Here is a 14827-nt window from a genome sequence, read left to right on the forward strand (position 1 = left end):
GTTGATATTTATGCAAAATACTGACTGTCAACGTTTCACTTTTGACTTCAGTTCACCCCGACTTTTAATATTAGTTTTTCTATATATCTGATTAATGTGAGATTTCAGCGTGCTTTGTTCGATGAATAGCTCAGTCATTATTTCTTTATTTGTCCTTCCCAAAATAATTAAATCATAGACTTCCTTTTGTCTCTCTGTCAATTCATTGAGAAGCGCATCAGCTTCTTCACTTTTAATCTTTGACTGCTCCCTGATTTGATTTGAAAGCCTTGAAATTTTTCTTCTATTAATTTGAAAATATACTATAACTAAAAATGAACTAAATACTACCAATAAAAAAATAACGAATGGGTATTCACCTAAGATTAAACTAACTTTTCCTTCACTAGATCTTATTGAAATTGCTATTGATGATAATACTATGGCAATTCCAATAAAATATTTCTGATATTTTGATAGCATATTCTTTGATTCCATTACTATGTTAGCGAACATATAAGTAACTATTCATTGCTTCCAAAACCTGATCGTATCCAAGCGTTTACCGTTGGTGCTGATAAACGGGTGTCCCAACTGTTTTTGGACTGTTGGTATAGCGCATCAATGAAATCCTCATTGGTCGAACCTAAACCAATGGTGCTAATATAGCTATCAATATTTCTATCTGGGTTTGGCCATTGGGAAACGTCCAATAGAGTAGCACCTGCTTCCACCTGAGTTTGCCATGCTTCAAGACTCATGAATTCCTCATTAAAAGCAAACCATCTATCGCTCTCCAAGGCACTGAAGTATTGATTGCCATCAAAATCAACATCGGCCGAGAAATAGGTCAGCAACGTACCTGACTGCCCTCCATTAAAATAAAATTGATTACCCTCAAATTGAACATTCGTTATATCACCACCCATCCTGACGACGCCTGAACCCCAATTGGGTGTGGCAGCAAGATTTGCATCAATGTTATACACAATATTGTTGCTGATCTGCAATGCGTCTGCTTGGGATCCCTGCGTGGCATAAACGGCCATGGCAAAAACGGTTGTCACTTCTGGGTTTTCCTGCCGTGTAATGATGTTGTTATCCACAATACCGTTCAACACATCGTTAAAATCAATGCCCCAACCCAATTCCCTATTCGTAGGTCTTGACAACCCCATATCGGTAATGACATTGTTGATGACTTCAAAGTTTTGAAATCTATAGCTTTCACGATCATTTCCTCCAATGCTGAGCGATACTTCGTTATCAAAAAACAAATTATTATTAATCAATACATTGTGAGAACTTCCCTCGGTATCTGACCTCCATTTGTTTCCTGCTGAAGAACCTCTCAAGAAGAAATTGCCCTGAACGACTACATTTTTTACTGATGAAAAATAGATGTTGTGATTAAAACCCGTTGCCCGGCCATCCAATGGATTATTATCAAAACCGGGGTCAGCCTGTATTCTCCAGCCATTATGATCAAAGGTGTTTTCCTCCAACAAAAATACCGGTTGGCCGTTATCATTAGACCCATCATGGTAAATACCTTGAGAATGCACAATCCCAATACCTGAAGAATAGTTTCTAGAAAAAATATTTCTTCTGAATACCACACGTTCCATAGGGAAATCTGGTGCGGTCGAACCCAATACCTCGGCAGTTACATAAGATCTAAATACACAGTCTTCGATGAGGACATCCTCAATTTTAGCCGCCTCGTTCGCAAAAGTAAAGATCCTAAAACTCTTGGTGTCATTTTCAGAAGCATAGGAGACAAATAAATCACTTTCATCATCACGTGTATGTGCCCAGAAATTAATTCCAGAGAGTATAACAAATCGTGGCTGTCCAGATCTTATACCCCTGTTTGTGCCTGTCCTTAGTTGGGGTCGATCACCTTCACCATAAGCCGTAACCACCGATCTTTCTAAAGCAGACCTGCCTCTATTTAAATCAAGTGATTCTTCCCAATGCTCTCCGGCAGCCAAGAGCAACCAATCCGGCTCTCCCTCCCTCATTTGCGCAAAAGCCGCGGCAATGGTGGCAAAAGCTTGTACCTCACCACTTGGGTTTGTGGGGTCATTACCGATGGTAGGGTTGTTGGCCTGGTAAACCTGACCTGTTTCGTCATTGCCATTGGTAGCATGCACATAAATAAATTGACTGTCTGCATTAGGCACCAATACGGTAAATCCATCAGCATCCTGCGGCGGTAGATTAAAGTCAGCTACTGATATACCCGATATGCCCAATTCAATGTCGCCAGTATCGACATCGGGTTCATCTGGTGCTGGGGGCAGGTCTTCTGAAATAGGGTCTTCGGAACCCACGGATTCAATACTATCTGAGGAGCACCCCGTTTGAAAAAAACAAAATGAGAAAAAGAACAAAACAAATACGAATCTGACAATAGAATTCATAACTCTTAATTTTAAATTATTATTCGGTTAAATTCCATGTGGTGTAGTCCAAGCTTTTAAAACTTTGGATTGTTGACGCCACGTTTTTGGATATGGCCTTGTATGGCACATTATCCCTATTTTCCATCTTCGTATAATAATTCTCATTGTCTTCTCCATAAAGCCAATAATCGCCGCTTCCCGTGTTCATCTGGGTTACTTTAAACTCGAAAATTGAACTTTCCACGGGTATGTCATAGCCGTTGCCAGTGAGCAACCTCCAAGCATTAGGTCCAAACTCCGTTTGAAAAAGGAAAAACAACACCATAAAATTCATAAGGAGTATGAATAGTTTTACTTTTCGATTCATTCCATATCATTTTGAAGGGACATACCTATCAAACGATAACCGTTATCCGTTTTTAAAAACTCAAAATGATCCTGTCGGGCCCCATCCTTTGAGTGGTTTAGAACTAAGGTCATTACCGGGTATTTTTCAATTCTAGCTTCTCCACAATTAGTAAAATATTTTTCAAAACCAGGCGAATCATAGATGAATGGATTCAAACCATTGCGAGTGACGAAAAAATCCATACCTCTTTTTTTTACTTGAAATAGGCTCTTTTTAAGTTCTTTAAAATGGTTTGAACCAAACTCCTTTCTAGGTTCAGTTACCCATCCGATTGTTTCGTTCCATGAGGTAATGCTATCATGCATGAAACCAGCTGCCTTACTTGCCCTGAGATGAGGTAGTAATTTATTTTTCATCCAACGATTAAAGTTCCTCTCAACATCAAGAAAGGTGTAGTACTTGCCATTTAGGCCTTTGTAACTCTTTTTGGTTGTATCGGTGGTGGCTTCGCTTTCAACAGTCATAGAATACATATCAAGTTTACCGGCATGTTTAAAACCGACTACGGCAATCTTGTTTTGCGTGGTTATTAAAAACTCCTCTCCACCTTCCCAACTAAAGTGTTCACACCCATGTTTATTGTGCTCGTCCAAACACTTCTTTTGTGCCCCCATTAGTCCCCAAACCAAACCATCATGTGCCCTTGAAAGCGCATCATAGACAGCAGGGATAACAACATTTCCATCCTTATTGAATAGCCCTACCTTATCCGTTTTCTTATCCCTAAACCTTATGTAGCCCTCATGCTCACAATCGGCCCTATTATCATAAATGAACAGGCTATCCTTTCCGACTTTTTCACCTGTTTTGGTTAGGTAATAAGTCTTGTAGCCAGTTTCTTTTTCTTCCATTACGGCAATGATATCTTCAAATTTTTTGGCAATGGTAAACCCCATAAACTTAGGCTCAATTTTTATTTGACCCTTTGAATCCTTAAAACCAATCAACTGTGAATCTTTCTTTTTAAATGCAATCCACACCTCAGGATTTTGAGGATAAACCACTACCCCAATAAGCCCTATGAGATATGTTAGGAAGGTTTTCATTGTATTTCAGCGCTATTTTCAACAGTTCTTTTTAATTCATAGACGAGGCAAACATTACCGTCAAATTCTCGTTCCTCAATAAATTCAAATCCCAGTCTTTTATAAAACCGATGTGCCTTGATATTGCTTTGAAGTGGGTCCACAAGAATGCTAGCCACTACTGGATTTTCAAAACATCTGGCGATAGCCAAGTTCATCATTAGGGTACCATATCCGCGGTTCAAGTTTTCTTCCTCTCCAATCCATATATCTATTGCCCTTTTATTTTGTTCCACATTACCCCAATACTGTGTTTCTTCTTTATCGGGGTCTATAATCTGTACCACTCCAACAGGCTTACCATTTACCTCTGCAATCAACTGTTCCCTCCACTCAGGATTCCTTTTAAGTTCCAGTTCCCAATTCCATTCATCATCATTCGGATCACTGTCTATAACATGTTGTTTAGTCTCCCAATAAGTTAGCAATTCAAGGTCATCTATGGTGGCCAATCTCAACTTTATCATAGTTCTTTACAATATTTGGGTCCTTTATTGGTTTTTGGTTTCAAAGAGAATAAGCTCGACAAATTTGTTCTTTGGTATAAACAAACAATGCTTTTGACCTGAACCTTCCTCTATCCATAGTCCATCTCCCTTTTTGTAGTATTCCAATCTATCTTCAAAGTCAATGACCATTTCACCCTCCAAAACATACCCAACATGACCTGTTTGACACCAATATTCCTCCCTAAAACCATCGTCAAATCGTACCAATCGCAGTTGTCTGCCACCAAAAGAATAGACTTTTTGAGCCACGCCTTTTTTGGGATATTCCCACTCAGATTCTCGAAAATGTATAAGCAATTCCGTCATTACTATCGGTAAAATCGTATTGGGTTCTAAATACTCTTTTTTAGGGTAACTAATCCTCCAATTGAAAGTCAATGGTGGAGACCACCCTGACCACTTTTATCTGTGGCGTATTCAAGTCGCGGTCACTTATGGTAAAAAGACCTTGTTTTGCCATGCGTATCTTGCCCACCTTAGAATCGGAATCAAGGGCAAACTTATCCGCTACCTCACGTGCATTTTTGGTGGACTCTTCTATCATGGAAGGTTTGATGTCGTTTAAACCATCAAAAATATATTCAATGGGTCTCCATGTATTTTTGGAACTTATCAATATTCCTTTGGTCATAAGGTCTGTAGATTCGGAAAGTGCTTTTTGAAGCTGACCGATATTTTTCGTTCGAACCGTAAACTCCGACTTTGCCAAATACCTGAACTGTGCGTTCTTATTATTATACAGGTCTGACCAGGTATCATTGATATTGGTACTTCCCTGGGTCAATTCCTCCTTCTTAAAACCTTGTTCTACAAAATAGTTATAGAGTGCTTCGTTTTGGTTTTCAATATCCTTTTTCAGCGTCATTAAGTTATTTGCCGTTAAAGTGATATTTATGGGCCAAACGGCCAGATCAGCGTCTACCTCCCTCTCAGATAGGCCTTTTACCTGTACAAAACGGTCATACTGTTTGGCTGTTTTATGCATATTTCCTATAAAGTATCCCGCAACTGCTATGGAAACGGAAACCAGTACTACTTTTAACCAATTAATTTTCATGTATTTACATTTTAATCTGTATTCATTTTTTGCAATATTTCATTGCTTTCATACGGCACTTTTATCTCTACAACCGTGCCAGTTGCCTTGCCCGTATCATCGAACAAATCCTTAATTTGAAAGGAATAGTTCTTCCCATTTTTTTTGGAAAAAAGTTCCAAACGGTCGGTTATGAGCTTTAGGCCCAAAGACTCCTTTTTAAGGGGGTTCTGGGCATTTCTTTTTTGGGTCGCCTGTCTACCAATACCGTTGTCCTCAATTTGTATGGAAATGCACTTGGGGGAAGCTGTCGTTTTGTACACCGTAATATTTAATTCCTTTTTACCCCTTTTTGTGGTCAATCCATGCCAAATCGCGTTTTCAACAAAGGGCTGTAAAAACAAAGCGGGAACCTTTATGTTATGGACATCCAAAGATTTATCAACATCAATCGTGATTGCCATATCATTTTTAAACCGGTCACCCTCAATCTCCATATACATTTTCAGGGTTTTGAGCTCTTCAGCCAATGAAATCTCTTCCTTTCTGGAATTCTCCAGAAGACTACGAATCAATTTTGAAAATCGCCCGAGGTAGTATACTGCCCTTTCTTGATCGTTTAAAATGAGATAACTTTTTATGGAATTCAGGGCGTTGAAAATAAAATGGGGGTTCATTTGACTCCGAAGGGCATCCAACCGCAATTGGGAAAACTTGTTCTCGAATTTTAAGGTCAGTTTTTCGGTGCGTTCCCTTTGCGCCTCTTCCGAAAGTTCCAAAACGCTGCTCTTGGTAAGTTCCAGCTCCTCAGAAAGGGCACGATTGATACCGTTCTTTATGATTTGGTTTTCCTCCAATTGGGAGACCAACTTTTTTTGAATGGCAACATTCTGTATGTAGACCATTTTTTGCTCTAGGCCAATGGCAAGGGCGAACAAAAGGCTTTCAACCAAAATACCGATATAAAAAATATACAGGTATTGGTCGTCAACGGTAACCTCTTTAATAGTGGTAATGAACAGCAGTAGGTATGAAATACCCAAAACCAACATACCCGAAAGAATGTAAGGCTTGATAATCATTCGCTTATTGAAAACCATAAAAAGCGTCCAAAAGAATACTCCGTACCCCAAGGGAATATGAACAAAAGCATGATAATATCGAACGACCATGTTCTGATGGTCAAAAATGAACAAGGTTGATAATATGAGATACACAGCTGCACTGGTACCATAGTAATAATCTATAATTCTAATCGATTTTGGAAAGCTCTCCCGCAACCGCATGATTTCAACCACGAAATAGGTGAACAGGACCGTACCTAAGTATTGGGCTGGATAATGGAAATCCATGGAAAACCGTAGCCCCTCAGAAGATTCAAAAAAATCAGTAAAGAACACCCCCTTAACATGCCGCATCAGACTTATACCATTGACCACAGCATATAGACTGTACCATAGATAAAAGCGTTTTTCGTGCTGAAAATATTGGATGAGGAAAAACACGAAAAGATAGAAAAGCACAGCTACCACCAAAAAGCCAAGGCCATTCTGACTGCCGTTCTCCAAAAACTCCATAATATGTGATTTGCCTTTCATACTGCTCAAAATGACATCTTTTCCAGAAAGGCATCTTTTTTGATTCGCGATACGGGAATCTTCTCTTCATTGCTCAACACCACATACCCGTCTCCCTTAAAGTATTCCATTACTTTGAGGGTGTTGATGATGTATGAATTATGTATTCTAAAAAAAAGGCTCTCCGGAAGTAGCTCTTCCACTTCCTTCAACTTTTTAGAAACGTACTTATTTTTGCCCGTGTCCAGAAATATGCGGGTATAATTACCATCAGACTGGCAGTAAATAATCTCGTCCACTTTGATGAATACGATCTTTCCATTTACAGGGATCTGAATCATTTTCACGGTATTCACCGACGACAAGGCCTTCATGGTTTCTTGAAACTGATGTTGCAATTGTTGCGGGCTACTTTGGTTTTTGAGCTTTTCAATGATATCCTTTATCTCGTCACCACCAATGGGTTTTAAAAGGTAATCCAGTGCATTCTCCTTGATGGCCTGAATAGCATATTGGTTATAAGCCGTGGTAATGATTACGGCAAAATTGCGGAACTCCAATTTTTTAAGGAGAGCAAAGCCATTCATTTCAGGCATTTCAATATCCAAAAAAACACAGTCGGGCTTTAGATAATTGATACCGGATATGGCCTCAACTGGCGACGTAAACGTTTCCACAACTTTAATGTAGTTGGAAAACTTTTGCAGCTCCCAATTCAAATTGTTTACGGCCGCCAGCTCGTCGTCTATAATAATGGCTCGGATCATGTGTTGGTTCAGTTTACATTCAAAGTACGATCTAGTTGGCGTTTTATTTTAGCAATAATGACCAACCGTAAGAACTAGTGTATCAATGGTCATGTAGCTGTATGAAATGCACAAATGGTCCAATCGGCAGTTTGTTGACCATCTATAAAGATAACCATATAGCTGACAAATTGGTTTGTACCATCCATCCGAATTCAACTGAAACAGAAGGTTTTATAAAATAGTTTTGGTTCAAAACAAACTTTAGGCTAGATGCATATAAAATGTAACAAAGTCTGAAACGAAAGTTCCCAACAACAGAAACAACCTATTCAAAATCTTGCCCATGACCATATTCAAATTTTTTTTGAAGAAATCATTGTTCATCCCATGCATTGTTTGTCTTCTTTTCGCTTGCTCCAAAGACGGTGACCAAGGCCCTATTGGCCCCGAAGGCCCACAAGGGGAACAAGGAGTGCCAGGCCCATCGGGAGCGGATGGACAAGATGGTGAAGATGGCACGGCCAATGTGTTTTATTCAGAATGGATAGATGAAAGTTTTAGTAGTATTGGAACTTTTAGTTTTCAAGACTTGGGTGAAATTCCTATTGAAGAATTAGATGCACTAACCGATTTGGTGCTGGTATATGGTCGAGTTAATACTGATGGTAATGCATCCATTTTTTTACTTCCCTTTTATCAGGTTACCGATGATGAATACTACTGGTCTTTTTTAGACAACGGCAATGAGCTTTTTATTTACGCCGATGCTCCAAACAACTTTAGTGATGGTCAATTTGACTATTTTGATCAGTACCGCTATGTGGTCATCATGGATGGTCAACCCATTTCCGAAGCATCAAAGTCAAGTAATTCTACTCCCGACTACACCAAAATGAGCTATGAAGAAATTGCTGAACTCTTTGATATAAAAGATTGATGATTTGATGTCTCCCTATCCTATATAAAACAAGTTCCCAAAACGTAAACTTAATTCCTAATTAAAATTATTTTATCATGAAACAAATTAATTTTTTAAAAACAATTGCTACAACAGTATGTATCACAGCTGTGTTATTTTCTTGCTCCATAGACGGTGACCAAGGCTCTATTGGCCCAGAAGGCCCCGAAGGCCCACAAGGCGAACAAGGTGAGCAAGGAATTCCTGGTGCGGACGGACAGGACGGACAGGACGGTCAAGATGGGCAGGATGGGGAACCCGGTACGGCCAATGTCATCTTTTCCGATTGGATTCCCGCAGATTTTGAAACCTCAGCATTTGATTCGATGTTGCTCGATAACCTTCTCAATTCTGATTTTGATGCTCAAACCGATGTGTTGTTGGTGTATGGGCGTCGTCCCGTAAACGCTGTTTTAAACGATATTTATCAATTACCTCATACTGTATCAGGGGCGTCTGAATCAGTTCAATATTCGGTGAGGTTAACAGCAGGCGCGGCAACCCAATCTTCTTTATTTGTAGATGCCACCCTTCTTTATGGGGACGGTGGTTTTGATTTTTTTGAAGATTTCCGCTATGTCCTCATTCCAGGTGGGCAATCCAATTCTGGAAAGTCAGCTGTGAAGGACTACACCAAAATGAGCTACGAAGAAATTGCCGAACTCTTTGAGATCAAAGATTGACGGAATATACCTATTGAACAAAACGAGTTTCCCAACAAGTAAACCTTATCTATAATTAAATCATTCAATTATGAAACAAATGAAATTTTTTAAATCAATTCTTAGTGTACTATGCATCACCGCTTTGGTTATTTCTTGTTCCAACGATGGCGATCAAGGCCCGATAGGGCCTGCTGGCCCACAAGGTGAGCAAGGAGTTGCCGGACCCGAAGGACCACAGGGGGAACAAGGCGAACCTGGTTCTGTAGAGTATTTTTCTTCTAGTTGGATCCCTAATGAATTTGAAGAAAATTATCCCGCCACCACCACCGCAGGCTTTTTTATAGATGCACCGCAAGTTACCGAAGAGATTATGAATACAGGTCTAATCTTAATGTTCGGCAGGCGTACAGATGCTTTTGACAATGATATTATAGAAAGCCTGCCTGTACTTTTAAACAATAGCTACAATTTTAGGTTTCAGCAAAGGGTGGGCGAACTGAATGTTCTTGTTTCCACCGCAGTAGAATTTGATAATATCAATGAAAATGCCCAGTTGATAGATGACTATCGCTATGTCATCATACCCAATCCTGGTAACGCGACTAGAGCAAACAAGGGACAAAGTGTAGATTATACCAAGATGGGCTATGAAGAGCTTATGGCCTATTTAGAAAAATAAAATAATGTACTTGATTATCTCTTTTAAGCTAAGGTATAAGGAGGAATTAAAAAGAAGCACAATAAAATTAAATCGATTATGAAAGGACATATAATTCAAATTAAAGGCTGCATCCTGTGCTTGTCACTGTTATTGACACTACTGGTGGGCTGCTCATCAGAGGATGGCCCTATTGGACCTGAAGGTCCTGCAGGAGAGCAAGGATTGGTTGGCGACCAAGGGCCTCAAGGATCCGAAGGGGAACCGGGCGAGCTTGGCCCTGAACGTTATTTTGCTTCGGAATGGATTAATTCCGAGCTAAAGGAAGATTTTGGAACTGCGACCAGCGCCAGTTTTACCATTGATGCCTCAGAGCTATCCCAAGATATAATGGATACTGGTCTGGTCTTGGTGTTTGGTAGAAGGGAAGACCTTTTGGAAAATCAAATCATAGAACGTCTACCAGCACTTATCGACAATGACTTTGAGTTTCGCTTTCAACAAAGATTGGGAGAGCTAACGATAATTGTTTCTACGGTAAATGAATTGATTGATTTAGATGGAAACGGAGCTCTAATCGAAGATTACCGCTATGTTATCATTCCCAACCCCGGCAACACCACTGAAAAAAACGGTACGACAGTAGACTTTACCAAAATGACCTACGATGAGGTCGTGGCGTATTTTAATCTATAAAACGGGATTGCCCTCATTCTTCAAACCCTTTTAAGAGTGAGGGCAGTCTTTTTACAAAACAATAACACCATGAAACAACGTTTTAAATATCTTATAAAGTCATGCGTCCTATTGCCTTTGTGCTGTTCAGTAATTCTAACGGGCTGCTCAGGCGAAGATGGTATGGACGGCGCAGACGGCCCACAGGGCGAGCAAGGTTTACCCGGGCCTGTAGGTGAAACCGGGGTGGGTACCGTCATCTATTCAGACTGGTTTCCTACGCAATTTCCCGACCCCTTGCCCGTCGGCACCAGCAGTTTTACCGTTAATGCACCTTCTCTCAGTCAGCGTATGATTGACGAAGGTATTGTTCTGGTCTTTGCCAAATTAGAGACTGAATCTGATGGGACTTTTGCCCTATGGCAATTACCTTTTGAATTAGACTCTGGCTTTGTTGTCCGAGAATATCAATTTTCAATGGCCCTCAATGAACTGACCATTTCCGTTAATAGGCCTGCACCAGGAACGGCATCTTTCTTACTGGCTGAGGAATACCGTTATGTTTTGATTCCCGGGGGTACCGAAAACTCGGGCAAAGGTGCAAACAAAGATTTAAATACGATGACCTATGAAGAAGTCGCCGCCTATTTTGACATTCAAGATTAACGATAGACATACCTTAAACACATTACGATGAAGAATTTTCACAAAACATACTATGGCTTAAAACACTTTTTTTCTGTCCTATTGCCATTACTGGCAATCACTGCCTGTTCTGATGGTGATGCTGGTCTGGAAGGACTTCAGGGTCCACAGGGCGAACAGGGAGAAGCAGGAGAGGTCGGTCCAACGGGAACTGTTGATTTTTTCTATTCCGATTGGATTCCATCCGAGTTAGAAAACCCATTGCCTAATGGTCTTTCCGGTTTCAACATCGATTCTCAGCAATTCACTTCATTGCTTAAAGAAAATGGAGCTTTATTTGTGTATGCTCAATTAACGTCAAAAGAAGTTACACCCTTACCCTTTGAGAACCCTCTTATTGGACAGGCATATAATTTTTCAATTACAGACGATGATCAACTTCGCATTCTTGTGGTCAACATTGCAGAAATGGGTTCTACGACACCCTTGATAGAAAGCGTTCGCTATATCATCATCCCTGGTACAGAACAGGAAACGGGTAAAGCCCCTGCACAAGATTTTAGCAAAATGAGCTATTCAGAAGTAGCGCAATATTTTGGCATTACCGATTAATCAAAAAGAATTCATACGATGAAACGACTATCATATTTTAAATTTCGTAACATAGGTATCACCATAATTTTTGGTTTGATACTATCCTTGGTTTCCTGTTCCTCCGAAGATGGGGCCGATGGGTCTGTTGGGCCACAGGGCGAGCAAGGCCTGCAGGGTGAAGCTGGGCAACAAGGTCCTGAAGGGACTGAAAATGTAACTTACTCCCCTTGGATTACCTCTGGCTTTCCCAATCCATTAACGCAAGAAGTTACGCGTTTTACCATTGAGGCACCAGATTTGACCCAAGATATCATGGATAATGGGGTCATTTTAGTGTTCGGAAGGGAAAACACTGAGGTCTATCCACTGCCCGTTTATTTTTCTAGCAGTAACGGCCAAATCCATACCTATGCAATTGATACTCCAGGTATACTGGCAGTACAAGTGACCTTGACCCTATTGGCACCTGTGCCAGCTTTAGAGAGTTACCGATATGTACTCATTGATGGAGGTACCCCCGACACTATGGGAAAATCAGCACAGCTAGACTACTCAAAAATGACCTATTCAGAAATAGCGACAATCTTTAACATTACGGATTAATGTTGGTTGATGGTTGGTGCCACCCTTCCCGATTTCATTGACTGGATCGGGAAGGTTCTACTACTATAAAACCCTTAAACTATGAAACACCCCAAGTTAACATACCTACTGATCAGTTTAATGGCAATCGTCCAATACTCGTGCAATACCGATGATGGCAATGGTACTACTGTGCCCGATAACGAGCTTAGTTTACCTTCAGATAAAGTGCTTATTGGTTTTGGATTTAGGGCAGAAGACAATACTGAGCTTACTGAAGATGTGGTGGGCGACATCGAACAGACCGCCTTTAGTGTGGCCGCTTTTGTTCCTTTTAGGGCTGACCGATCGGCCCTAACCCCTACCATTGAAGTGTCACCCAATGCGGACTATGAACCAAAAGGAGTTCAAGATTTCATGAATCCCATAGTTTATACGGTCACCGCAGAAGACGGTTCAACACAAGATTATGAAGTCACCGTAGGTTTCTTACCAGAACCGGATACCGGCCTAACTGATAAAAACGTACTCCTGTTCATTTCACACGAAGATGCCTACTATTCGGAATATATTATCATGCGCAGGGCTTTGGAGGCCGTTGGTTATACCGTTGATGTACGCAGCGCCAATGAGCAGCCCGCAGCAGTCTATACCCTCACAGGAGGGATTGTTTCCACCAGCCTCCCCAGTGTAGGTCATGATATTTTTCTTTCCCAGTTTCAGGAGTCCTTTGGCGCCACTTGGAACTCTGTGGACAATGAGCTACCCAATCCTCCTTTTGTCAATGTTAACGGAAGTATTTTAGATATTGAGAACATGGCATCTTATGATGCCCTGATTATCGTTGGTGGCACCGGAGCCCAAGACTATCGCGTAGATGGAACATATACCGCACAAGGTACAGGTGATCGAACGGTAAGCGCAGAATCGATACAGGCCACGGCCGAAAAATTGAATGCCCTGGCCCTTGACGCCCTATCTCAGGGAAAACCGGTCATGGCGCAATGCCATGGAGCCTCTTTGGCCCCATTTTGGCGAATACCCGGTACTTCCGGACCGGGTTTGGAGTCTTTGGGCTACAGTCTTCTAAAAGATGGTTATGCCACGGGATTTCCAGAATCTGAAACGGCCAAGAATCTAGCACTGCTCAATGTCAATTACCGTGGTGAAGAAACAGGTGATTTGGCCTTTGGCAGTTCAGATCGGGTAACCATATCCAGCCCCCATTCCTCCTTTGGCTCCAATGCAGGCGATTATAAGGTACTGACCACAAGGGACTGGTATTCCCAAACGGTCGCCCACGCAGCCAAATCGCTATTAAATACTATTGAAACGCATCCTATGGCTTCCGACCTTTCAAGTGCGTTATCGGTACTCGTTCTTCATGGTGGTCCTGTAAACCCTGAGGACTGTGATGCCAGTAATACAACCACCAATGATATTCCCTGTAATTTTGGAACCTTGCCCGATGACCTACCAGCGGACTATACCCATTTACAGGATTTGTTGGAGAATAGTTCACCTATGGACGATTTTAATTTTAGTGTCGAAGAGGTGAACATTACGGACGATCTTCCTTATAATGAAGATTCCGTAGATGAAATCAGGGCTTTCTTAGGTGTTTATGACGTTATCATTTTCTATAAACACTGGGCCAGTGGGGTATCGGTCAATTTGCAGAACGCCCTATTGGAGTATGCAGATAATGGAGGCAATATATTGGGCATTCACCATGGCCTATATGATGATAATGGAAAGGACATTATCACCGACGAGCTGTTTGAAATAGAATCCGGGGCATCTACGTGGTCCGGTTCCAACTTGACCAGCTATAACTTAGTGGCCACCAATCACGGGCATTTTATAACAACCTACGGTATTGCCGCCCTTGAAACTGCCTTACAAAGCCCTGCAAATTGGACTTCAGGCCCTTATCAAAGTGGTAATCCAAGCTATTCGCATTACCCCAATATCACCATATATGATGAAATCTATAACAATATTGAATTTAAACCGAGTGCAAATTTTGGCCATGAAATCAACGAAATTATACCGCTCTTTTCACACACGATAGCCGGAACGCCCAACCCCCATACCTCTGGCCATATTAAATATTTTGATGATAACGGTGACGGCGTCTTCGGCAAATTGGTGTTTTTGCAGCCGGGTGAACGAAAGGAAAACTATGAGGCCGGAAGTAATTACGGACAAATTATCCGAAATGCTGTGTCATGGTTGGGTTTAAAATAATAAGATGTAAAATATTAAATAACAATAGGTTATGAAATTGTGATTGAG

The 14827-nt window shown here is 41.0% G+C and carries 17 protein-coding genes; 8 read left to right on the plus strand and 9 right to left on the minus strand.

Annotation, left to right across the window (positions count from 1 at the left end; genetic code table 11):
* Positions 1-27 precede the first annotated feature (27 nt).
* Genes ACFSQJ_RS03650 through ACFSQJ_RS03690 form a run of 9 tightly spaced genes read right to left on the minus strand, consistent with a single transcriptional unit; the run spans position 28 to position 7770 of the window.
* On the minus strand, positions 28-477 hold the full coding sequence (locus ACFSQJ_RS03650) for a response regulator transcription factor (RefSeq protein ID WP_377765631.1): 450 nt from the start codon (positions 475-477) through the stop codon (positions 28-30).
* Between the two features lie 26 nt (positions 478-503).
* On the minus strand, positions 504-2405 hold the full coding sequence (locus ACFSQJ_RS03655) for a hypothetical protein (RefSeq protein ID WP_377765633.1): 1902 nt from the start codon (positions 2403-2405) through the stop codon (positions 504-506).
* Between the two features lie 19 nt (positions 2406-2424).
* Entirely contained in the window at positions 2425-2754 is a 330-nt protein-coding gene (locus ACFSQJ_RS03660; RefSeq protein WP_377765635.1) for a hypothetical protein, read from the minus strand.
* Positions 2751-3842 carry a WG repeat-containing protein gene (locus tag ACFSQJ_RS03665; protein WP_377765637.1) on the minus strand — a complete coding sequence of 364 codons (1092 nt, stop codon included), beginning with the start codon at positions 3840-3842 and terminating at the stop codon, positions 2751-2753. The genes ACFSQJ_RS03660 and ACFSQJ_RS03665 overlap by 4 nt, the downstream gene beginning before the upstream one ends.
* Complete coding sequence (locus tag ACFSQJ_RS03670) at positions 3839-4348, minus strand: GNAT family N-acetyltransferase (protein ID WP_377765638.1); 510 nt, start codon at positions 4346-4348, stop codon at positions 3839-3841. Before ACFSQJ_RS03670 ends, ACFSQJ_RS03665 begins: the two co-directional genes overlap by 4 nt.
* Positions 4349-4372: 24 nt before the next feature.
* A complete protein-coding gene (locus ACFSQJ_RS03675; protein WP_377765640.1) occupies positions 4373-4696 on the minus strand; it encodes a hypothetical protein in 324 nt (107 codons plus the stop codon).
* A 49-nt stretch (positions 4697-4745) separates the two neighbouring features.
* Complete coding sequence (locus ACFSQJ_RS03680) at positions 4746-5447, minus strand: SIMPL domain-containing protein (protein ID WP_377765642.1); 702 nt, start codon at positions 5445-5447, stop codon at positions 4746-4748.
* A gap of 11 nt (positions 5448-5458) precedes the next feature.
* Entirely contained in the window at positions 5459-7003 is a 1545-nt protein-coding gene (locus ACFSQJ_RS03685) for a histidine kinase (protein ID WP_377765644.1), read from the minus strand.
* A gap of 26 nt (positions 7004-7029) precedes the next feature.
* The gene (locus ACFSQJ_RS03690) at positions 7030-7770 is read right to left on the minus strand and encodes a LytR/AlgR family response regulator transcription factor (RefSeq protein WP_377765645.1); all 741 of its coding nucleotides are present in this window, start codon (positions 7768-7770) and stop codon (positions 7030-7032) included.
* Positions 7771-8095: 325 nt separating this feature from the next.
* Here ACFSQJ_RS03690 and ACFSQJ_RS03695 point away from each other — a divergent pair, with 325 nt between their 5' ends.
* The 8 genes from ACFSQJ_RS03695 (at position 8096) to ACFSQJ_RS03730 (ending at position 14779) form a co-directional block, all read left to right on the plus strand.
* Positions 8096-8689, plus strand: coding sequence for a collagen-like triple helix repeat-containing protein (locus tag ACFSQJ_RS03695; protein WP_377765647.1), 594 nt, complete (start codon positions 8096-8098; stop codon positions 8687-8689).
* Between the two features lie 77 nt (positions 8690-8766).
* Entirely contained in the window at positions 8767-9393 is a 627-nt protein-coding gene (locus tag ACFSQJ_RS03700) for a hypothetical protein (RefSeq protein ID WP_377765649.1), read from the plus strand.
* Positions 9394-9463: 70 nt separating this feature from the next.
* On the plus strand, positions 9464-10054 hold the full coding sequence (locus ACFSQJ_RS03705) for a collagen-like triple helix repeat-containing protein (protein ID WP_377765650.1): 591 nt from the start codon (positions 9464-9466) through the stop codon (positions 10052-10054).
* Positions 10055-10132: 78 nt separating this feature from the next.
* Positions 10133-10729 carry a hypothetical protein gene (locus tag ACFSQJ_RS03710; protein ID WP_377765652.1) on the plus strand — a complete coding sequence of 199 codons (597 nt, stop codon included), beginning with the start codon at positions 10133-10135 and terminating at the stop codon, positions 10727-10729.
* A 69-nt stretch (positions 10730-10798) separates the two neighbouring features.
* Positions 10799-11374, plus strand: a complete 576-nt coding sequence (locus tag ACFSQJ_RS03715) for a collagen-like triple helix repeat-containing protein (RefSeq protein WP_377765654.1) — start codon at positions 10799-10801, stop codon at positions 11372-11374.
* Between the two features lie 27 nt (positions 11375-11401).
* Entirely contained in the window at positions 11402-11965 is a 564-nt protein-coding gene (locus tag ACFSQJ_RS03720) for a hypothetical protein (RefSeq protein ID WP_377765656.1), read from the plus strand.
* An 18-nt stretch (positions 11966-11983) separates the two neighbouring features.
* Positions 11984-12550 (plus strand): hypothetical protein, encoded by a 567-nt coding sequence (locus tag ACFSQJ_RS03725; protein WP_377765658.1) that lies wholly within the window; start codon positions 11984-11986, stop codon positions 12548-12550.
* Positions 12551-12631: 81 nt separating this feature from the next.
* On the plus strand, positions 12632-14779 hold the full coding sequence (locus ACFSQJ_RS03730) for a hypothetical protein (protein WP_377765660.1): 2148 nt from the start codon (positions 12632-12634) through the stop codon (positions 14777-14779).
* The last annotated feature ends 48 nt before the right edge of the window (positions 14780-14827 follow it).

The sequence above is a fragment of the Croceitalea marina genome, assembly GCF_042684265.1.
Classification (GTDB): Bacteria; Bacteroidota; Bacteroidia; order Flavobacteriales; family Flavobacteriaceae; genus Croceitalea; species Croceitalea marina.